Raw genomic sequence first — 21,032 nt, 5'->3', positions numbered from 1 at the left:
CCGGGGGTTGCCGGCCGGGTCCCGTCTCAGGTGCGGGACGCCGGGTCCTGGTCGGTCCCGGCGTCCGACGCGTCCGTCTCGGTCGTGTCGGGGGCGTCCTGCCCGGTGCCGGACGAGTCCGTCCCGGAAGGAGCGCCGTCGGTCTCGTGCTGTCCGTCGTCCTGCTGCCGGTCGCGGGGTGGGCGGCCGGGCAGCTCGACGCCGTCCTCGCGCCCGGGGCGCAGCCGTCCGACGACGACGAAGGCCACCAGGGCACCGAGGCCCAGGACGATCGACGTCCAGACGTTCAGCCGCAGCCCGAGCACCATCTCGGCGGTGTCGATGCGGAGCATCTCGATCCACACCCGACCAAGGGTGTAGAGCGCGACGTAGGCCCAGAATACCCTCCCATGACCGAGCCTGTACCGGCGGTCGAGCCAGATCAGCAGCGCGGCGGCGCCGAGGTTCCAGACCATCTCGTACAGGAACGTCGGGTGGAACAGCGTCCCCTCGGCGTACTGCAGCCCCGTGGCGGGGTCGACGGGCAGGTGCGCCGGGTCGATCTCCAGGCCCCACGGGAGGGTGGTCGGCGCGCCGAACAGCTCCTGGTTGAACCAGTTGCCCAGCCGGCCGATCGCCTGGGCGACCAGCAGCCCGGGGGCCAGGGCGTCGGCGAACGCGGGCAGGCGGACGCCGAGGCGCCGGCAGCCGATCCAGGCGCCGACGGCCCCGAGCGCGACGGCGCCCCAGATGCCGAGACCGCCCTGCCAGATGTACAGCGCCGAGACGGGGTCGCCGTTCTCCCCCCAGTACGGGTCGGGGGTGGAGATCACGTGGTACAGCCGGCCACCGACGATGCCGAACGGGACCGCCCAGAACGCGATCTCCAGGACGTCGTCCGGGTCGCCGCCGCGCGCCTGCCAGCGCTTCATGGTGATCCACACGGCCGCGACGATCCCCGCGAGGATCGCCAGGGCGTAGGCACGGATCGGCACCGGGCCGAGGTACCACACGCCCTGCGACGGGCTCGGGATCGCGGTGGCGATCTGGCCGATGACGTTCACGAGGTTCCTTCCGCGGTCCGGGCGCGCGCGACTCCGGTCGCGAGCTCGGCGGTCACCCTACCGAGGTCGTCGAGGCGCTCCGACCACGGTGCGTCGCCGAGCAGGGTCCGCACCAGGGCGGAGCCGACGATCACGCCGTCGGCGTACCGGCCCACCTGGGCGGCCTGGTCGCCCGTGGACACGCCCAGACCGACGCACACGTGCGCCGCACCGGCGGAGCGAGTGTCGGCCACGAGCCGCTCGGCGCGGTCCCCGACCGCGTCCCGGGCGCCGGTCACGCCCATCGTGGAGGCCGCGTAGACGAAGCCCCGCGAGGCCTGCGCCGTGAGCCGCAGCCGCTCCGGGGTGGAGCTCGGGGCCACCAGGTAGACCTTGTCGAGACCGTGCGCGTCGGCGGCGGTGCTCCACTCGTCGGCCTCGTCCGGGATGAGGTCGGGCGTGATCATCCCGGCACCGCCGGCGGCCGACAGGTCGCGGGCGAACGCCTCGACGCCGTAGCGCAGCACGGGGTTGTAGTACGACATCACCAGGGCCGGCACCCGGCCGCCGGAGTGCTGGGCGACGGCCTCGACCACCCGCAGCACGTCGCGCACGCGGGTGCCGCCGTGCAGCGCCGCCTCGGCCGCCTCCTGGATGACGGGCCCGTCCATCACCGGGTCGGTGTACGGCACGCCGATCTCCACGACGTCGACCCCGGCGTCGACCATCGTCGTGACGGCCTGCACGGAGCGGTCGACGTCGGGGTAGCCGACGGGCAGGTAGCCGACGAGGGCCGGCCGTCCCTCGGCGCGCAGGGCGTCCAGCCGGGCGGCCGTCGCCGAGGCGGTCGTCGCGGTGCTCACCGGTCCCCCTCCGTCGTCGTCCCGTCGAGCAGCCCGAACCACGTCGCCGCGGTGGCCACGTCCTTGTCCCCCCGCCCGGAGAGGTTGACCAGGATCACCTGGTCGCGCAGTCCCTCGGCGACGCGGCGCCGTCCGACGCGCAGGGCGCCGGCCAGGGCGTGGGCCGACTCGATGGCCGGGATGATGCCCTCGGTCCGGCACAGCAGCCGGAAGGCCTCCATCGCCTCGTCGTCCGTCACGGGCTCGTACGTGGCGCGGCCGATGTCGTGCAGCCAGGAGTGGGCGGGGCCGACGCTCGGGTAGTCCAGCCCGGCGGAGACCGAGTGGCTGGGCCGGGTCTGGCCGTCGTCGTCCTGCAGCAGGTAGGACCGGGCGCCGTGCAGGACGCCGGGCGCCCCGCCGGAGAACCGGGCGGCGTGGCGCCCGGACTCGATCCCCTCGCCGCCGGCCTCGAACCCGTAGAGCTCGACGCCGTCGTCGTCCAGGAACGCGTTGAACAGGCCCAGGGCGTTGGAACCGCCGCCGACGCACGCGGCCACGACGTCGGGCAGCCGCCCCACCCGCTCGAGCACCTGCTCGCGCGCCTCGGCGCCGATGATGCGGTGGAACTCGCGCACCATCTCGGGGAACGGGTGCGGCCCGGTGACGGTGCCGAGCAGGTAGTGCGTCGACTCGACGTTGGTGACCCAGTCGCGCAGGGCCTCGTTGATCGCGTCCTTCAGCGTGCGGGTCCCGACGGCCACGGGCACGACGGTGGCGCCCAGCAGCTCCATGCGCGCCACGTTCAGCGCCTGCCGGCGGGTGTCCTCCTCGCCCATGTACACGACGCACTCGAGCCCGAGCAGGGCGGCGGCGGTGGCCGTGGCGACGCCGTGCTGCCCGGCGCCCGTCTCGGCGATCACGCGGGACTTGCCCATCCGCTTGACGAGCAGCGCCTGGCCCAGGACGTTGTTGATCTTGTGCGAGCCGGTGTGGTTCAGGTCCTCGCGCTTGAGCAGGATCCGCACCGCACCATCGGGGTCGGCGTGCTCGGCGAACCGCGGAACCTCCGTCAGGGGCGAGGGCCGCCCGGTGTACTCGCGGTGCAGCCGCTCCAGGTCCGCGGCGAACGCGGCGTCGGCCTGCGCCTTGCGGAACTCCGCCTCGAGCTCGTCCAGGGCGGCGATCAGCGCCTCGGGGACGTACCGGCCGCCGAACTGCCCGAAGTAGGGGCCGTGGACGTCGGCGAGGCGGCCGGCGTCGGAGGCGGCGAGCGTCTCGGTCAGCGCGTCGCGCACGGGCTTGGCGGGCACGGTCGCTCCTAACTGCAGGCGGTGGGGGGTTCGGGTGCGGGCGGGACGCCCGCTCAGGGCTGCACGGCCGGGCGGACCGACCACAGCGACGGGTGCTGGCCCGCCGCGACCAGGTCCGCCACCGAGCGCCGCGGCTGACCGTCGGTGACGAGCGCCTCGCCGACCAGCACCGCGTGGGCGCCGGCCCGGGCGTACTCCATGACGTCGTGCGGGCCGCGCACCCCGGACTCGGCCACGCGGGCGACGTCGTCGGGGATCAGCGGGGCGAGCCGGGCGAAGGTCTCCCGGCGCACCTCGAGCGTCTTGAGGTCACGGGCGTTGACGCCGATGACGCGGGCCCCGGCGTCGAGGGCGCGCGAGACCTCCTCGGCCGTGTGCACCTCGACCAGCGCCGTCATCCCCAGGGAGTGCACCCGTTCGACGAGGGACGTCAGCACGGTCTGCTCGAGCGCGGCGACGATGAGCAGGACGACGTCGGCGCCGTGCGCCCGCGCCTCCCACACCTGGTAGGGCGTGACCACGAAGTCCTTGCGCAGCACCGGCACGTCCACCCGGGCGCGCACGGCGTCCAGGTCGTCGAGGCTGCCGCCGAAGCGGCGCTGCTCGGTCAGCACCGAGATGACGCCGGCGCCGCCGGCGGCGTACTCGGCGGCCAGGGCGGCGGGGTCGGTGATGGGCGCCAGCGAACCCTTGGACGGGCTCGAGCGCTTCACCTCGGCGACGACGGCGACCCTGTCCTCCGAGTGCAGCACGCTGGCGCACTCGAGCGCTCCCGGCACCCGTGCCGCGCGCTCCTTGAGCTCGTCGAGCGAGGTACGTGCCTGACGCGCGGCAAGGTCCTCGCGGACCCCCGCGACGATGTCCTCCAGGACTGTCATGCTCTCCCCTCCCCCGGACGTGGTCCTGCCATGGTAGGCCGGAGTGGCCGTGAGGTTGACCACCGCCCGAGGGACGAGACGCCCCGGTCGCGGCAGGACGCGGGTGCCCCCGACCGGACGGACCACATCGTTATCGCTCCGTGACGCGCACGGCCGCGCACGACGACGCCCGGCACCCCACGGGTACCGGGCGTGGTGCGGGCGGACCGGCCGGGCGTCAGTGGCCCGCCGCCTGCCGCCGCGGCGCGACGCCCGCCTTCGGCTGGCCGAGACCCATGTTGCGCATGACCAGGCCCGCCACGCAGGCGGCCACGACCACGACGAGCCCGACCCAGAACAGCGCGAACGGCACGCCGGGCAGGCAGCCGATCGACGAGACGAGCGCCCCGATCATCACGCCGATCATGGCGGTCCAGGCCGCGACGGTGTGGCCGTGGTTGGTGGGCGGGACCGCCTCCGGCAGGTACGTCGGCTCGGCGGTGCGGTTGTCGGTCATCGGCAGGTCTTACCTTTCGTCACGTGGTGCTGGGCTCAGACTACCGGTCGGACGACGGGTCCGTGCCCCGGGACAGGGCGTCCCAGTCGGCCTGCGGGTCGGGTTCGGCGGCGGGCCGCGCCTCCGCGGTGCCGGCCCGCTCGTGACGCCCTCCGGTGGCGGCCCACGAGCCGGCGCCCAGCAGCGCCAGCACCGCCACGACGACGACCAGCGCGCCCGCGAGGGCCGCGAGCCAGGGCAGGAGCGTGACCTGCACCGGCGAGGCCAGCTCCGTCACGCCGGCGGCGTCGGAGGCGCCCAGCACGGCCGGCCCCTCGGCGTCGAGCAGCACGGCCACGGCCGACGCCGTGATCCCCAGTCCCCCGCCCGCGGCGACCACGAGCGCGACCCGACGTGCGAGCGAGCCCCCGAGCGTGGTGGCCAGCGCCCCGGCCACCACCACGAACGCCGCCGCGGCCACCCCGGGTGCCGCCGTCGTCCCCGTGACCACGACGGCCGCCTCCGGCTCGAGCGCGGTCGAGACCGAGGTGCGCAGCCAGGTGGCCGACGCGGCCGCGAGCGCACCCGCCCCGAGGACGAGGAGCGCGACGACCGCGCGGGCACGGGACCGGATCGCCACGCTCACGAGCGCCCCAGGTCCGCGAACCGGGCGGCGAGCTGCACGGCTCGCACCGCGGCGGCCGCCTTGTTGCGCGACTCCTCGTACTCCAGCGCGGGAACGGAGTCCGCGACGACCCCGCCGCCGGCCTGCACCGAGGCACGCCCGTCCCGCAGGAACGCCGTGCGGATGGCGATCGCCATGTCCATGTTCCCGCCGAAGTCGAAGTAGCCGCAGGTGCCGCCGTAGATGCCGCGCGACGCCGGCTCGAGCTCGTCGATCAGCGCGATCGCGCGCGGCTTGGGCGCCCCGGACAGGGTGCCCGCGGGGAACGTCGCCCGGAACGTGTCCAGGGCGGTGGCGCCCGGCCGCAGGCGTCCGACCACGGTCGAGCACAGGTGCATGATGTGGCTGAACCGCCGCACCGTCATGTACTCCACCACCTCCACGGAGGTCGGCTCGCACACCTTGACCATGTCGTTGCGGGACAGGTCCACGAGCATCAGGTGCTCGGCCCGCTCCTTGGGGTCGGCGAGCAGCTCCTCGGCGAGCTCGACGTCGTCCTCGACCTTCTCGCCGCGGGGCCGCGAGCCCGCGATCGGGTACGTGGTGACGTGTCCCTCGTCGACCTTGACCAGCGTCTCCGGGCTCGCGCCGACCACGGCGAAGTCGCGCTCGCGGTGGTCGGTGAGCTGGAAGTAGTACATGTACTGGCTCGGGTTGATGGTGCGCAGCGCCCGGTACACGTCCAGCGGCGGTGCCGGGCAGTCGAGGTCGAGCCGCTGCGAGAGCACGACCTGGAACACCTCGCCGTCGCGCACCCCCTCCTGACCGGCGAGCACGGCCGCCTCGTACTCGGCGCGCGTGGAGCGGAACTCGATCTCGGGCTCGGCGAGGTCGTCGCGCAGCACCGTCCGCTCGGCACGGTGGGACGCGGCGAGGCGGTCGGCCAGGGCGTCCAGCCGCGCCACCGCGTCGGCGTGCGCCTCGTCCACGCGCTCGTCGGTGTCGTCGGCGTTGATCGCGTTGGCGATGAGCCACACGGACCCGGTCAGGTGGTCGACGGCCACCAGGTCGGTGGCCAGGGCGAGCGCCACCTCCGGGGCGTCGAGCTCGTCCGGCGCGTCCGCGGGCAGGCTCGGCTCCCAGTGCCGCACCACGTCCCAGCCCATGGCGCCCACGAACCCGCCGGTCAGCGGCGGCAGCCCCTGGACGGGCTCGGTGCGCAGCGCCTCGAGCGCCGCCTCCAGGACCTCGACGACGTCGCCCTCGCGGGGGATGCCCGCCGGGACGTCGCCGCGCCAGCGCGCCCGGCCGCCGTCGGACAGCAGCGTGGCACGCGCCTCGACGCCCACGAACGACCAGCGCGACCAGGAGCGGCCGGCCTCGGCGGACTCCAGGACGAACGTGCCCGGGCGGCCCTGCGCGAGCGAGCGGTACAGGCCCACGGGCGTGACGTCGTCGGCGAGCACGCGGCGCACCACCGGGATCACGCGGCGGTCCCGGGCCAGCTCGCGGAACACGGGCAGGCCCGGCCACGTCGCGCCCCAGGTGAGGTCCTCGGCCGTCGGCGCGACGGCGGGTGCCTGCGCGGGGCGTGGGGGCGTGGTGGTCACCGGTCCTCCTCGGCGTGGTCGGGGTCGTTCGCGGGCACGGCGCCGACGACGGCACCCAGGTCACCACCGGCCTCGAAGCAGGTGCGCGTGCCGGTGTGGCAGGCGGCACCCACCTGGTCGACCTGGACGAGCAGGGCGTCGCCGTCGCAGTCGAGGGCCACGGACCGCACGTGCTGGCGGTGCCCGGAGGTGTCGCCCTTGCGCCAGTACTCGCCGCGCGACCGGCTCCAGAACGTCACGCGGCCGGTCGTCAGGGTGCGGTGCAGGGCCTCGTCGTCCATCCATCCGAGCATGAGCACCTCGCCGGAGCCGTGCTGCTGCACGATCGCGGCGACGAGCCCGTGCTCGTCACGCTTGAGCCGGTCGGCGACGGCGGGGTCGAGGGCGCTGGGGTTCTGCACGCCAGCATCCTTTCACGCCTGCGCCCCGCCCCGGGGCGGCGTCCGCGGGGCGGGCCGCGGCGGGCCTCAGCGGGTCTGCGCCACCCAGCTCGCGTGCATGCGGGCGTACGTGCCGCCGGCCGCGGCGAGCTCGGCGTGCGGACCCACCTCGACCACGTTCCCGTCGTCGACCACCACGACCACGTCGCTCGCCTCGGCGGTGGACAGCCGGTGGGCGATGGTGATGGTGGACCGTCCGGAGGTCAGCGCGTCCAGGGCGCGGGCGATGCGCACCTCGGTGGCCGGGTCGACGGCGGAGGTCGCCTCGTCCAGGACGAGCAGGTCGGGTGCGGCGAGGTAGGCGCGGGCGACCGCGACGAGCTGACGCTCCCCCGCCGACAGCGCCTCGCCCCGCTGACCGACGTCGGTGTCGAGGCCGGCCGGCATCCCGGCGAGCCAGTCCGTCAGCCCGAGCGCGTCGAACGCCGCCGCCACCCGTGCCCGGACCTCCGGGTCGCCGTCCGGGTCCGGCGGCAGCTCCCGCAGCCCGTGGGCGGCGTTGGTCAGGACCGTGCCGTCGAACAGGAAGCCCTCCTGCGGCACCAGCACCACGCGCTCGCGCAGCCGTGCCAGCGGGATGCGGCGCAGGTCCACGCCGTCCAGCTCCACGCTGCCGGAGGTGGGGTCCATGAGCCGGGCGACGAGCTTGGCGACCGTCGTCTTGCCGGAGCCCGTCTGCCCCACGACGGCGACCTTGCGCCGTGCCGGCAGCTCCAGGTCGACGCCGTGCAGCACCTCGGGGCCGTCGGGGTAGGCGTAGCGCACGCCGCGCAGCGTGACGTGGGCGTCCCCGCGGGGGCTGTCGACGCCGTCGTCGCCGGGGTCGACCACGTCGATCGGCGTCTCGACGACGGCGAGCACGCGCCGCCACCCGGCCAGGGCGTTCTGCATCTCGTTGAGGATCTCGGTGGCCATCTGCACCGGCCCGGTGAAGAGCTGGACCAGGAACAGGAACGCGACGAGCTGACCGGCCGTGAGACCGCCCCCGATGCCGAGGAACGAACCCACCACGACGACCACGGCCAGCACGAGGTTGGCCATGAGCGTGCCCGACGAGAACACGCTGGCCACGAGCACCAGGGCCCGGCCCTGGGTCCGGCGGGCGTCCTCGATCGCGGTGTCGATGCGGCGCCCGGTGCGGGCCTCCACCCCGTAGGCGCGCACGGTCTCGGCGCCGACCACGGACTCCGAGACGGCCGCCAGCATCGTGCCGACCTTCTCGCGCGCCCGGGCGAACGCGCGGCCGACGGCACGCTGGGCGTAGCGCAGCACGAGGAAGAGCGGCACGAAGCAGAGCCACACCACGACCGTCAGCGCCGGCGAGTAGACCGCCATGAGGACGGTGGCCACGGCGATCTGCAGGGTGGAGACCAGCAGCATGATGCCGCCCCACTGCACGAAGTGGGAGATCTGGTCGACGTCGGTGGTCACGCGCGAGACCAGCGCCCCGCGGCGCTCGGTGCCCTGGGACAGCGTCGACAGGTCGTGCACGTGCCGGAACGCGCTGGTGCGCAGCGTGGCCAGCCCGGCCTCGGTGGTGCGGAAGAGGCGGACGTTGACGACCGCCGTGCACAGTCCCGCGAGCACGATGGCGCCGGCGGCGACCGCGGTGAGCAGCGCGACGCGCGAGGCGTCCGGGCCCCCGTCCGCGAGGATGCCGTCGTCGACCGTCCGCTGGACGGCCAGGGGCACGACGACGCGTCCGGCGGCCGCGAGCACGGCGAGGGCCAGGGTGATCCAGAGGCCCTGGACGATCTGGGGCGAGATCCGGATCCCGTGGCGCAGCGTGGCGAGCACGCCCAGCTCGCTGGCCGAGGCGATGCGCGAGTCGCTCATCGGGCCACCTCCTCCTCGTCGGTCTCCCAGGGTTCGGCCACCTCGGTGCCGGCGGCGCGCTCGTCGGCGAGCTCCTGCTCGCGGCGCGCCGTCTCGGCCTCGTAGGCGGTGGCGAGCTCGCGGTACCCCGCGTCCCGGGCCAGCAGCTCGTCGTGCGTGCCGACGTCGACCACGCGACCGCCCTCGAGGTGGACGACACGGTCGGCCATGACGACCGAGGACATCCGGTAGGCGACCATGACGACGGTGGTGGCCCGCCGGCCGTCGGCCGTCCGCGCGGCCAGGCCGGCGAGGATCTGCTGCTCCACGCGGGGGTCGACGGCGCTGGTCGCGTCGTCGAGGACGAGCAGCCGCGGACGGCGCACCAGGGCGCGGGCGATGGCGAGGCGCTGGCGCTGGCCGCCGGACAGGTTGGCTCCGCGCTCGCCCAGGGGGGCGTCGAGCCCGTCCGGCAGGGCACGGACGACGTCGTCGACGTGGGCGAGGCGCAGCGCCTCCCACACGGCGGCGTCGATCTCGTCCGAGACCTCGTCGGCGAGCGTGACGTTGGCGCGCACCGTGTCCTCGAAGACGAAGGTCTGCTGGGCCACGAGCGAGACCTGGGCGGGGATCTCGCCGTCGGCGAGCGTGCGCAGGTCCGTCCCGTCGAGCAGCACGGTGCCCCGGGTCGGGTCGCTGAGCCGGCTGAGCAGCGACACGAGCGTGGTCTTGCCCGCACCGGTCGCGCCGACCACGGCCACGGTGGTGCCGGCGGCGACCTCGAGCGTGACGTCCTGCAGCAGGTTCACGGTGCGCCCGGCGGCACGCACGTCGACGCCGACGTCGTCCATCCGCACGGACAGACCGGCCGCGTCGTGCGGGAGGGCGTCGGGGCCCGGGGTGAGCTCGCCCCGGGCGTCCAGCACGCGGGTGAGCCGTTCGTGGCCGACGAGCGCGCGGGGCAGCTCGCCGAGCACCCAGCCGAACGCGCGCACGGGCACGGCCATCACGGTCAGCAGGTAGGAGGCGGTGACGACGTCGCCGACGTCCACCGCGCCGGCGGCGGCCCGCCAGGCGCCGACGCCGAGCACCAGCAGGGTGCCCAGGTTGGGCAGCAGCTCGATCACGGGGTCGAAGATCGCCCGGACGTAGCCGACCCGGACGTTGGCGGCCCGCAGGTCGTCCGTGGCGGCGGAGAACCGCCGCTCCTCGCGGTCGGCGGTGCCCAGGGACTTGACCAGCAGCCCCGCCTCGAAGGACTCGTGGGCGACGTCGGCCACGCGGGCGCGCAGCTGCTGGGCGCGGGTCGCGGCGGGGGCCATGTGGCGCTGGAACACGAGGTTGGCGACGACGGCCGCGGGGATCACCAGCAGCGCCGCCGTGGCGAGCCACGGGTCGATGGCGAACAGCATGCCCGTGGCGACGCCGATCATCACCACGACGCCGAGCGCGAACGGCAGCGGGTTGAACACGCCGGTGGCGGCCTCGACGTCCGCGCTGGCGTTCGACAGCAGCTGACCGGCGGGGTGCGAACGGTGCCACGACATGGGCAGGCGCAGGTACTGGCGCGTCACGCCGCGACGGTGCTGCGCCTGCAGCCCCACGTTGCCCCACCCGGCCCAGATGCGCCGGCCGGCCACGGACAGCGCCAGGGTGAGCGCCACGAGGGCGAGCACTCCCCCGGCGAGCCAGATGTCCGCCCGGGCGGTGGCGTCACCCGCGAGCGCCGGGACGACGACGGCGTCCGTCGCCCAGCCGACGGCCCGGCTGACGGCGACGGTGGCGGCGCCGAACACCGCCGAGGCGATCACGGCCAGCAGGTACAGGCGCGGCTCGGCGCGCATGCCGCGCCACAGCAGGGCGCAGCTGCGGCGCAGGCGCGAGCCGGTCAGGGTCGCGGGACGGGTACCGGGGGGCACCTCGGGCACAGGGGGACCTCACGATCGTGGCGGGGGATCGAAACGATCCTAGCGCCCGGGCAACGGGCTCCGTCGGTCGGCGGGTCCGGCCTCAGCGCACCTCGACGCCCGCCGCCCGCATCGCGTCCTTGACCTCGCCGACCGTCAGCGTGCCGAAGTGGAAGACGCTCGCGGCCAGCACGGCGTCGGCGCCGGCGCGGGCGGCGGCCACGAAGTGCTCGGGCGTGCCGGCGCCGCCGGAGGCGATCAGGGGTACCGAGACCCGCGAGCGCACCGCACCGAGCATCTCCAGGTCGAACCCCGCGGTGGTCCCGTCGGCGTCCATGGAGTTCAGCAGGATCTCCCCCGCGCCGAGGTCCGCGGCCCGCGCGGCCCACTCCACGGCGTCGATGCCCGTCCCGCGGCGCCCGCCGTGGGTCGTCACCTCGTAGCCGGAGGCGGTGGTGGTGCCGTCGGTCACCCGCCGCGCGTCGACGGAGAGGGTGAGGACCTGCCGGCCGAAGCGCTGGGCGATCTCGGCGATGAGCTCGGGCCGGGCGATCGCCGCGGTGTTGACCCCCACCTTGTCCGCACCGGCGCGCAGGAGCCGGTCGACGTCGTCCGTGGTGCGCACTCCCCCGCCGACGGTCAGCGGGACGAACACCTGCTCGGCCGTGCGCCGCACCACGTCGACCATGGTCTCGCGTCCCCCGGAGGACGCGGAGACGTCGAGGAACGTCACCTCGTCGGCGCCCTCGTCGTCGTACCGGTCCGCGAGCTCGACCGGGTCACCGGCGTCGCGCAACCGGGTGAAGTTGACCCCCTTGACGACGCGTCCGGCGTCGACGTCGAGGCACGGGATGACCCGGACGGCCACGGTCATGGATGGTTCACCCTTCGTCGGTGGTGGAGCCCGGCTCCGGCACCTGGTCCGTCGCCTGGAAGCGGGCGTCGAGGATGTCGACGACGTAGACGATCGTCTCCTCGGCGAGCTCGCTGTTCGTGCCACCGTAGCCCAGGTGCGGGGGCACCACGAGCATCACCTGCGAGCCCACCGACTGCTCCAGCAGACCCTGGTCCCAGCCCTCCACGAGCCGGCCGATGCCGATCATCGTGGACTGCGGCGCCACGCCGTCGCGCCAGCTGGAGTCGACGACCCGACCGTCGCTCCAGCGCACGGCCACGTACCGCGCGGTGACGACCTGTCCGATGTCGACCTGGGGGCCGGAGCCGCGCAGCAGCGGCTGGACTACCAGCTCCTGGGGCGGGTCGCCGTCCGGGACCCGCACCGTGGGGGTGCCGTCCGGGTCGCGCAGGACCTGCGGCAGCCCCTGCGGCGGCTCGACGGGCTCGCCGTCGGCGCGGGTGGGCAGCACGTCGACGACCAGGACCACGGGGACGTCGCCCTCCTGCTCCACCACGAGCACCCGGGCGCCCACGCGCTTGCCGCGCAACGACTCGTAGAGGTTCTGCCCCAGCGCCTCCGGTGAGAACGTGTACCAGGCCGGAGCGTCCTGGTAGGTGGAGGTGACGACGCTGCCGTCGCGGCCGTCCTCGGCGTACATCTGCAGCAGCACCGGCTCGCCGGTCTCGAGGCGGTCGCCCGTGCCGGGGTGCACGGTGCGCGACCCGGCACGGACCACGTCGTAGGGCTGCGGGTACTCCAGCACCGGCGGTTCGCCCCCCGGGCCGGAGACCTGCACCGGGACCTGCGTCGGCACCGCGCTCGGGGTGACCCGCGACAGGAGCTCGTCGGAGCAGCCCGTCAGCGTCAGCGCCGCCACGACCGCCACGACGACGGCGCGGGCGATCGGGCGGGGTCGAGCGGGTGGCACCGGGACAGTCTGCCACGGGCCGACGCAGCCGCCGCCGGCCCGGGGCGGATCGTCACCAGCCGCTCACATCGACTCGATGAGGCGCTCCACCCGGTCGTCGACGTTGCGGAACGGGTCCTTGCACAGCACGGTGCGCTGCGCCTGGTCGTTGAGCTTCAGGTGCACCCAGTCCACCGTGTAGTCGCGCCGGGCGTCCTGCGCGGCACGGACGAAGTCCCCGCGCAGCTTGGCCCGCGTGGTCTGCGGCGGGACCGCCGTCGACTCGAAGACCTCCAGGTCCGTCACGACCCGCTCGACCATGCCCCGCGCGGCGAGCAGGTTGTACAGCCCCTCGGTCCGCGAGATGTCATGGTAGGCCAGGTCCAGGCGCGCGACGCGGGGGTCGGCGAGCTCGAGGCCGTGCTTGGCCCGGTAGCGATCGATCAGCCGCAGCTTGATCACCCAGTCCAGCTCCCGGTCCACCAGGCTCAGGTCGCCGGACTCGAGCGCCCGCAGGCCCCGCTCCCACAGGTCCAGGGTCTGCTTGATCTGCGGCGTCGGGTCCAGGTGGGCGTCCACGTGCTCGCGCACCCGCTGGAAGTACTCGCCCTGGACGTCCACGGCCGTGGCCGTGCGCCCGTTGGCGAACTGGACGGGGTGCAGCCCGGTGGAGTCGTGGCTGATCTCCCGGATCGCCCGGATCGGGTTCTCGAGGGTCAGGTCCCGCACCGGCACGCCCGCCTCGACGAGACGCAGCACGAGGTCGGTGGCACCCACCTTGAGCATCGAGGTGGTCTCCGACATCGAGGAGTCGCCCACGATGACGTGCAGCCGTCGGTACAGCTCGGCGTCGGCGTGCGGCTCGTCGCGGGTGTTGATGATGGGTCGCGAACGCGTCGTGGCGCTGGAGACCGCCTCCCAGATGTGGTCGGCGCGCTGGGACAGGCAGTAGGTGGCACCGCGCGGCGTGGCCAGCACCTTGCCGGCACCGGTCAGCACCTGCCGCGTGATGAGGAACGGCACCAGCACGTCCGACAGCCGGGAGAAGTCCCCCTGCCGACGCACCAGGTAGTTCTCGTGGCAGCCGTAGGAGTTGCCCGCCGAGTCGGTGTTGTTCTTGAACAGGTGGACCTTGCCCGGCAGCCCCTCGTGCTCCAGGCGTTGCTGGGCGTCGGCGACCAGGCCCTCCAGGATGCGCTCGCCGCCGCGGTCGTAGGCCACGAGCTGGCGCACGTCGTCGCACTCGGCCGTCGCGTACTCGGGGTGGGAGCCCACGTCGAGGTAGAGGCGCGAGCCGTTGCGCAGGAACACGTTCGACGACCGTCCCCAGGCCACGACCTTGCGGAAGAGGTAGCGGGCCACCTCGTCCGCGCTCAGGCCCCGGCCGTCGTCGGCCGCGCAGGTCACGCCGTACTCGGTCTCCAGCCCGAAGATCCGCCGTTCCATGTCCCGCTCCTAGTCGTCGCCGCGCGCGAGCAGGTCTGCCAGCGCCTCGCCCTGCCACCGCCGGAACGCCCGGCGGGGTCGGGACCGTTCCAGCACGGCCACCTCCAGGCCGGTCGCGGGGATCTCCCGCTCGGACCCCTCGGCCACGACCGCGCCGTCCGGCCCGACGGCCCCCAGGGTCGTCACGGCGAGCCGGAGCACGGCCGGCAGGTCCATGCCCTCGTGCCACGCGTCGCGCACCCGGGCCGTGAGGCGGTCGGCCTGGCCGCCCATCACCACGTACCCGTGCTCGTCCGCCACGGAGCCGTCGTACGACAGGCGGTAGAGCTGGTCCGCGGCCGCGGTGGCGCCGACCTCCGCGACCACGAGCTCCACCTCGAGGGGCTTGGACTCGGTGGTGAACACCGTGCCGAGCGTCTGCGCGTAGGCGTTCGCCAGCCCGCGGGCCGTCACGTCGGTCCGGTCGTAGGAGTACCCGCGCAGGTCGGCGTAGCGCACGCCCGCGACCCGCAGGTTCTCGAACTCGTTGTACTTGCCCACCGCCGCGAACGCGATGCGGTCGTAGATCTCCGAGATCTTGTGCAGCGCTCGCGACGGGTTCTCCGTGGCGAACAGGATGCCGCCGTCGTAGGCCAGCACCACCACCGAGCGGCCCCGCGAGATGCCCTTGCGCGCGAAGTCCGCCCGGTCCTTCATGAGCTGCTCGGGCGAGACGTAGAACGGCATGCTCACGCGCGACCACCCCCCGCGTGCCCGGCGCTGCGTTCGTCGACGATCCGCGACACGACCTCGGCCAGGTCCGCGTCCGCGACCCGCCGGTACCCGTCGGAGGTGACGGTGGCCACGACGGGCCAGATCCGCCGGACCGTGTCGGGCCCGCCCGTCGCGCTGTCGTCGTCGGCCGCGTCGTACAGGGCCTCGACGGCCACGGCGACGGCGCCGTCGGCGTGGAGGCCGGGCCGCCACAGCTTCTTCAGCGCGCCGCGGGCGAACACCGAGCCCGACCCCACCGAGTGGTGCTCGTGCTCCTCGTACCGGCCGCCGGTGACGTCGTAGCTGAAGATGCGCCCGGTCGCCCGGTCGAGGTCGTAGCCGCCGAACAGCGGCACGACGGCGAGCCCCTGCAGCGCCATCGGCAGGTTCCCGCGGATCATCGTGGCCAGGCGGTTCGCCTTGCCGTCCAGGGACAGCAGCGACCCCTCGATCTTCTCGTAGTGCTCCAGCTCGAGCTGGAACAGGCGCACCAGCTCGACGGCGATGCCGGCCGAGCCCGCGATGCCGACCGCGGAGTAGTCGTCCGCCGCGAAGACCTTCTCGATCTCCCGGCTCGCGATCAGGTTGCCCATCGTAGCGCGCCGGTCGCCCGCGAGCACCACGCCGCGGCCGCCGTCGTCGTCCCCGAACGTCAGCGCCACGATCGTGGTGGCGTGCGGGGCGAGGTCCGACGTCGTCCCCGGCGCGGGCGCGGTCCGCCGGCCCGGCAGCAGGTCGGGGGCGTGCTCGCCGAGGAACTCCACGAAGGAGCTCGACCCGGGGCGCAGGAACGCGTCGGGCAGGCGGCCGCCGCCGTCGGTGGAGGTCGTCACTGTCCCCCCTTCTGCACGAAGCCGCGCACGAACGACTCCGCGTTCGACTCCAGCACCTCGTCGATCTCCTCGAGCAGCGAGTCCACCTCCGCGTCGCGGTCGGCCGACTGCGGAGCGGCGGGGGCCGGCGCGTCCGCGTCGTCGTCGGGCGTGCGGTCGTCCCGCTGCGGGTTGATGCGTTCCTGACCAGCCATGGTCCGCCTCCTTCGTCGGTCCCGGTGAGGGGTGGTGTCAGCCTATGCCGTGCAGGTGACCTCGCGCCGCACGACTCACGACTCGCCGCGCAGCCCGTGCAGCAGCGTCGTCGCGTCCGGGCTGGCGTCCAGCAGCGCCCCGATGTGCGCCTCGGTCCCCCGCGTCGGGTCGAGCATCGGCACCCGCTGCAGCGAGGTGGACCCGGGCACGTCGAAGATCACCGAGTCCCAGCTCGCGGCCGAGATCTCCGCCGGGTAGCGCTCCATCACCTCGCCGCGGAACCAGGCACGGGTGTCGGTCGGCGGGTGGTGCACGGCACGCTCGACCTCCTCGTCGGTGGTCAGACGCTCCACCGCACCCGAGGCGACCAGCCGGTGGTAGATGCCGCGCTCGGGACGCACGTCCGACCACTGCAGGTCCAAGGTGTGCAGGCGCGGGTGGTCCCACGCGAGGCCGTCACGGGCGCGCATCCGCTCGAGCAGGCGCAGCTTGGCGACCCACTCGACCTCCCGGGCGCAGCGGCCCGGGTCCTCGGCCAGCCGCTCGAGGACCGAGTCCCAGCGCTGCAGCACCGCGTCGGAGTCGGCGTCCGAGCCGAGCGCCGCCAGCGCACGTCCCACGACGCGTGCGTACCGCCGCTGGATCTCCAGCGCGGTCGCCGTCGTGCCGTCCGCGAGCTCCAGCGGAGACGCCAGGGTCAGGTCGCGCGAGACGCGACGCACCGCCGCGACCGGCTCGGCCAGGCGCAGCGCGGCCAGCTCGTCGCGCACGTCGGCGCCCGCCGCGGCGAGCTCGTCCAGGTGCTCGGCCACCCACAGCACCAGCGACGTCGTGCCGAGCTTCAGGTACGTGGCCACCTCGAGGTGGTTGGCGTCGCCGATGATCAGGTGCAGCCGGCGCCACCGGGTCCGGTCCGCGTGCGGCTCGTCCCGGGTGTTGACGATCGGCCGGCGCAGCGTGGTCTCCAGTCCCACCTCCGCCTCGATGTAGTCGGCGCGCTGTGAGAGCTGGAAGCCCGGCTCGTCGCCCGTCGCCCCCAGGCCGACGCGCCCGGACCCGGTGAACACCTGGCGGGTCACGAGGAACGGGGTCAGCACGTCCACCAGCGTGCCGAAGGCCAGCGCACGGTCCACCAGGTAGTTCTCGTGCGTGCCGTAGCTGGCGCCCTTGCCGTCCACGTTGTTCTTGTAGAGCACCGCCTCGGCGCCGGGCACCTGCGCCAGGCGTCGCGTGGCCGCCAGCATCACCCGCTCGCCGGCGACGTCCCAGACCACGCCGTCGCGCGGGTTGGTGACCTCGGGCGAGGAGTACTCCGGGTGGGCGTGGTCGACGTACAGGCGCGCGCCGTTGGTCAGGATGCAGTTCGCCGCGCTCGGGTCGTCGTACTCCTCCGCCTCGGGCCGCTCGACGTCCTGCGGCTCGTCGGGCCCCGTGGCCGCCGCGGGCGCCGACGACGACGGCCCGGACGGCGCCGGTGCCTCCGGGTCGTCGGTCAGCAGCGAGGGGTGCGCCGAGGCGCGGTCCAGGTGGAACCCGCGCGCGTCGGCCAGCGGGTCCTCGTCGTCGTAGTCCCAGCGGGCGGGCCGGCGCCCGGGGCGACCGTCCTGGACCGAGGCACGGTAGGTGGTCACCACCTGCGAGCTCATGAGCATGGGGTTGGCCGTGGGCCGCCCCGGTGCCAGCACCCCGTACTCGGTCTCGATTCCCATCACGCGTCGCACCGTCACGTCAGCCACCCTATGCGTCCGGCGACGTGCCCGGACCGGGAGAGCGTGCCGGACCGCGCCGATATCATCGACCCCGTGACCGACTGGTTCGCCTCCGCGGTACGGGGGCAGGAGTGTGCGGAGGTCGCCCGCGAGGTCGACTGGTCCAGCACCGCGCTCGGCCGTCCCAGCACCTGGCCCGGCGCCCTGCGGAACGCGGTCGAGCTCTGCTTCAGCACCCGGTTCGCCGTCCTGCTGACGTGGGGTCCGGAGCTGACCATGATCTACAACGACGGCTACCGCGACATGCTCGGCACGGAGCTGCACCCCCGCGCCATGGGAGCGTCCGCGCCGCAGCTGTGGGGTCACATCTGGGACGACGTCGGCCCCCTGTTCGACGAGGTGCTGCGGACCGGGGTGCCCACGTGGGACGTCGACATGAAGCTCATGATGGACCGCTCCGGCTTCACCGAGGAGACCTACTTCACGTTCTCCTACAGCGCCCTGCGAGACGACGACGGCGCCGTGCGCGGCGTGATGGACATCGCGACGGAGACCACCCGCCAGGTCGTCTACCGGCGTCGCCTGGAGACGCTGGGTCGGCTCTCCACGGCGTTCCAGCAGCGTCTGGGCGGGCCGGACGAGGTGATCCGGGCCGCGGCCTCCGTGCTCGGCGAGGCGACGGACGTCGCGCGGGTCGACCTGTTCCCGCCCGGAGCGCCACCGGTCTCGGTCGGTACCGGCATGGGTCCGGACCGAGGCACCGTGGACGCGGTGCTGTCGTCGGGCGAGCCGGCCTGGACCGACCGCACGCTCGTCGCCCCGCTGGACGCCGGCCGTGGAGCGGCGCCGTCCGCGGTGATCGCCGTGCAGGCAGCGCCCCACCGTCCGCTCGACGACGAGCACCGGTCGTTCCTGGGGCTCCTCGTGCAGACGGTCTCCGACGCCCTGGCGCGCGCCGAGGACCATCAGCGCCGGGTCCGGCGGGTCACCTCGGTGAGCGACACCCTGCAGCTCGCCATGGTGCCCGACACCCCGGCGTCCCCGCGGTGGGTGACCCGCTACCGTCCGGCCGACGACACCATGTCCGTCGGCGGCGACTGGTTCGACGTCGTGGACCTGTCGGACGGATGCTTCGGCCTGGTCGTGGGCGACTGCGTGGGGCACGGCGTCGAGGCGGCCGCGAGCATGGGCCGACTCAGCAGCGCCGGTCGGGCGCTCATGCTGGCCGGGTCCGGTCCCGCGAGGACCCTCGAGATGCTCGACGTGTTCGCCCGCACCACCCCGGGCGCCGAGTTCACCACCGTGTTCTGCGGGGTGGTGGACACCTCGGCGGGCACCCTGACCTACTCCAGCGCGGGCCACCCGCCCGGGCTCCTGGTCCGGGCCGACGGCGGTACCGAGTGGCTGGAGCGGGCACGCGGCGTGCTGCTGACCCTCCCGCACGGCGGGCGGCCCGAACGCACGACGGACCTGGCGGCCGGCGACACCGTGCTGCTGTACACCGACGGCCTGATCGAGCGTCGCGGGGAGAGCCTGCGCACGGGACTGGAGCGGCTCGAGACGCTCGCGGCACGCGCCTGCCGCGAGACACCGGTCGAACGCCTGCCCGACCGCCTGCTGAACGACATGCTGCCGGACGGGTCCCGGGACGACGTCGCCCTCGTGGTGTACCGCGCCGGCTGAGACCGGCGGCGGACCGGCCGCGCTACAGGTACTGGCCCGTGGAGTTCACGGTGTCGATCGTGCGCGGTGCGCCGTTCTCCCCCTTCTTCTGCACGATGGTGCGGATGAAGACGATGCGCTCGCCCTTCTTGCCGCTGATCCGCGCCCAGTCGTCCGGGTTCGTGGTGTTGGGCAGGTCCTCGTTCTCCTGGAACTCGTCCACGCACGCGGTGAGCAGGTGCTCGACCCGGATGCCCTTGTTGCCGGTGGCCAGCAGGTCCTTGATGGCGGACTTCTTGGCGCGGTCCACGACGTTCTCGATCATCGCCCCGGAGTTGAAGTCCTTGAAGTACAGGACCTCCTTGTCGCCGCTGGCGTAGGTCACCTCGAGGAACTGGTTGTCCTCGTCCTCGGCGTACATCCGCTCGACCACCGAGCGGATCATGGCCTGCACGGCCTCGGACCGGTCGCCGCCGTGCTCGGACAGGTCGTCGGCGTTGATCGGCAGATCTGCCGTGAGGTACTTGGCGAAGATCTCCTCGGCACCCTCGGCGTCGGGGCGCTCGATCTTGATCTTCACGTCGAGGCGGCCCGGGCGCAGGATCGCCGGGTCGATCATGTCCTCGCGGTTCGAGGCGCCGATGACGATGACGTTGTCGAGCCGCTCGACGCCGTCGATCTCCGCGAGCAGCTGCGGCACGATCGTGGTCTCCACGTCGGACGACAGCCCCGTGCCGCGCGTGCGGAACAGCGACTCCATCTCGTCGAAGAACACCACGACCGGCATGCCCTGGGTGGCCTTCTCCCGGGCCCTGGCGAAGATCAGCCGGATGTGCCGCTCGGTCTCGCCGACGTACTTGTTCAGCAGCTCGGGACCCTTGACGTTGAGGAAGAAGCTCTTGGCGCTCGGGTCACCGCCGCGCTTCTCGGCGACCATCCGCGCCAGGGACGACGCGACGGCCTTGGCGATGAGGGTCTTGCCGCACCCGGGCGGGCCGTACAGCAGGACGCCCTTGGGCGGGCGCAGGCCGTGCTCGCGGAACAGGTCCGGGTGGGAGAAGGGCAGCTCGACGGCATCGCGGATCGCCTCGATCTGCGGGCCCAGCCCGCCGATGTCCTCGTAGGCGATGTCGGGGACCTCCTCGAGCACGAGCTCCTCGACCTCGGACTTGGGCACGACCTCGAACACGAACCCGCTGCGCACGTCGACGGTCAGGGCGTCCCCGACGCGCAGGTTCCCGCCGGCGACCGACCCGGCCAGCCGCACGACGCGCTCCTCGTCGGCGCGCCCGACGACCAGCACTCGCTCGTCGTCGAGGATCTCCTTGATCGTGACCAGCTCGCCGGTCCGCTCGAACCCGCCGGCGCCGACCACGGTCATCGCCTCGTTGAGCTTGACCTCCTGACCCGGCGAGAGGTGGTCCAGCTCCAGGCCGGGGCTCGCCTGCACGTGCATCTTGCGCCCGGAGGACATCACGTCGACCGAGCCGTCGTCGTGCGCACCGAGGTACGTGGCATAGGTCCCGGGGGGCTTGGCGAGATCGTCGATCTGCTTCTTGAGCTCGACGATCTGGTCGCGCGCCGCGCGCAGCGCCTCGGCGAGCCGCTCGTTCTTGGCGACGAGCAGGGCCATCTGCGCGTCGCGCCCCGACGGCGCGGCGGCGCCTTCCGGGCGGGCAGGGTGGTCGGTCATCGCTTCCCC

General features: G+C 73.9%; 19 protein-coding genes. 1 reads left to right on the top strand and 18 read right to left on the bottom strand.

Annotated features, from left to right (window positions below; genetic code table 11):
- Positions 1–26: 26 nt before the first annotated feature.
- The 17 genes from lgt to dop all read right to left on the bottom strand — a co-directional run bounded on the left by lgt (position 27) and on the right by dop (position 17,668).
- The gene (gene lgt / locus HDG68_RS03580) at positions 27–1,034 is read right to left on the bottom strand and encodes a prolipoprotein diacylglyceryl transferase (protein WP_425483750.1); all 1,008 of its coding nucleotides are present in this window, start codon (positions 1,032–1,034) and stop codon (positions 27–29) included.
- A gap of 5 nt (positions 1,035–1,039) precedes the next feature.
- Complete coding sequence (trpA, locus tag HDG68_RS03575) at positions 1,040–1,885, bottom strand: tryptophan synthase subunit alpha (protein WP_172149386.1); 846 nt, start codon at positions 1,883–1,885, stop codon at positions 1,040–1,042.
- Positions 1,882–3,177 (bottom strand): tryptophan synthase subunit beta, encoded by a 1,296-nt coding sequence (gene trpB, locus HDG68_RS03570; RefSeq protein WP_172149384.1) that lies wholly within the window; start codon positions 3,175–3,177, stop codon positions 1,882–1,884. The genes trpA and trpB overlap by 4 nt, the downstream gene beginning before the upstream one ends.
- Positions 3,178–3,230: 53 nt before the next feature.
- A complete protein-coding gene (trpC, locus tag HDG68_RS03565; protein WP_172149382.1) occupies positions 3,231–4,055 on the bottom strand; it encodes an indole-3-glycerol phosphate synthase TrpC in 825 nt (274 codons plus the stop codon).
- A gap of 217 nt (positions 4,056–4,272) precedes the next feature.
- Complete coding sequence (locus HDG68_RS03560; protein ID WP_172149380.1) at positions 4,273–4,551, bottom strand: HGxxPAAW family protein; 279 nt, start codon at positions 4,549–4,551, stop codon at positions 4,273–4,275.
- Between the two features lie 40 nt (positions 4,552–4,591).
- Positions 4,592–5,170 (bottom strand): Trp biosynthesis-associated membrane protein, encoded by a 579-nt coding sequence (locus HDG68_RS03555; RefSeq protein WP_172149378.1) that lies wholly within the window; start codon positions 5,168–5,170, stop codon positions 4,592–4,594.
- 2 nt (positions 5,171–5,172) lie between these two features.
- Positions 5,173–6,765, bottom strand: coding sequence for an anthranilate synthase component I (locus HDG68_RS03550; RefSeq protein ID WP_172149376.1), 1,593 nt, complete (start codon positions 6,763–6,765; stop codon positions 5,173–5,175).
- Positions 6,762–7,166 carry a phosphoribosyl-AMP cyclohydrolase gene (hisI, locus tag HDG68_RS03545; protein ID WP_172149374.1) on the bottom strand — a complete coding sequence of 135 codons (405 nt, stop codon included), beginning with the start codon at positions 7,164–7,166 and terminating at the stop codon, positions 6,762–6,764. The genes HDG68_RS03550 and hisI overlap by 4 nt, the downstream gene beginning before the upstream one ends.
- A 66-nt stretch (positions 7,167–7,232) precedes the next feature.
- Positions 7,233–9,041, bottom strand: coding sequence for an ABC transporter ATP-binding protein (locus tag HDG68_RS03540; protein WP_172149372.1), 1,809 nt, complete (start codon positions 9,039–9,041; stop codon positions 7,233–7,235).
- Positions 9,038–10,864: an ABC transporter ATP-binding protein gene (locus HDG68_RS03535; protein ID WP_172150297.1), complete on the bottom strand. Its 1,827-nt coding sequence runs from the start codon at positions 10,862–10,864 to the stop codon at positions 9,038–9,040. The genes HDG68_RS03540 and HDG68_RS03535 overlap by 4 nt, the downstream gene beginning before the upstream one ends.
- A 166-nt stretch (positions 10,865–11,030) precedes the next feature.
- Positions 11,031–11,801, bottom strand: a complete 771-nt coding sequence (gene hisF, locus HDG68_RS03530; protein WP_172149370.1) for an imidazole glycerol phosphate synthase subunit HisF — start codon at positions 11,799–11,801, stop codon at positions 11,031–11,033.
- 7 nt (positions 11,802–11,808) lie between these two features.
- Positions 11,809–12,753 carry an FKBP-type peptidyl-prolyl cis-trans isomerase gene (locus HDG68_RS03525; protein ID WP_343037411.1) on the bottom strand — a complete coding sequence of 315 codons (945 nt, stop codon included), beginning with the start codon at positions 12,751–12,753 and terminating at the stop codon, positions 11,809–11,811.
- A gap of 63 nt (positions 12,754–12,816) precedes the next feature.
- Entirely contained in the window at positions 12,817–14,178 is a 1,362-nt protein-coding gene (pafA, locus tag HDG68_RS03520; RefSeq protein WP_172149368.1) for a Pup--protein ligase, read from the bottom strand.
- 9 nt (positions 14,179–14,187) lie between these two features.
- Positions 14,188–14,910 (bottom strand): proteasome subunit alpha, encoded by a 723-nt coding sequence (gene prcA / locus HDG68_RS03515; protein ID WP_172149366.1) that lies wholly within the window; start codon positions 14,908–14,910, stop codon positions 14,188–14,190.
- Positions 14,907–15,764 (bottom strand): proteasome subunit beta, encoded by an 858-nt coding sequence (prcB, locus tag HDG68_RS03510; protein WP_172149364.1) that lies wholly within the window; start codon positions 15,762–15,764, stop codon positions 14,907–14,909. Before prcB ends, prcA begins: the two co-directional genes overlap by 4 nt.
- Complete coding sequence (locus HDG68_RS03505) at positions 15,761–15,958, bottom strand: ubiquitin-like protein Pup (protein ID WP_172149362.1); 198 nt, start codon at positions 15,956–15,958, stop codon at positions 15,761–15,763. Before HDG68_RS03505 ends, prcB begins: the two co-directional genes overlap by 4 nt.
- A 75-nt stretch (positions 15,959–16,033) precedes the next feature.
- Positions 16,034–17,668, bottom strand: a complete 1,635-nt coding sequence (gene dop, locus HDG68_RS03500; RefSeq protein ID WP_172149360.1) for a depupylase/deamidase Dop — start codon at positions 17,666–17,668, stop codon at positions 16,034–16,036.
- 93 nt (positions 17,669–17,761) lie between these two features.
- On the opposite strand from dop, the gene HDG68_RS17525 reads away from it, so the two are divergent.
- The gene (locus HDG68_RS17525) at positions 17,762–19,351 is read left to right on the top strand and encodes a SpoIIE family protein phosphatase (RefSeq protein ID WP_172149358.1); all 1,590 of its coding nucleotides are present in this window, start codon (positions 17,762–17,764) and stop codon (positions 19,349–19,351) included.
- 22 nt (positions 19,352–19,373) lie between these two features.
- Here HDG68_RS17525 and arc read toward each other — a convergent pair whose 3' ends face one another.
- Entirely contained in the window at positions 19,374–21,023 is a 1,650-nt protein-coding gene (gene arc, locus HDG68_RS03490) for a proteasome ATPase (protein ID WP_172149355.1), read from the bottom strand.
- Positions 21,024–21,032 lie beyond the last annotated feature (9 nt).

Source organism: Isoptericola chiayiensis (genome assembly GCF_013149805.1).
Classification (GTDB): domain Bacteria; phylum Actinomycetota; class Actinomycetes; order Actinomycetales; family Cellulomonadaceae; genus Isoptericola; species Isoptericola chiayiensis.
Note: the sequence above shows the minus strand (reverse complement) of the source record. Positions and strands in the feature narration are given on the sequence as shown.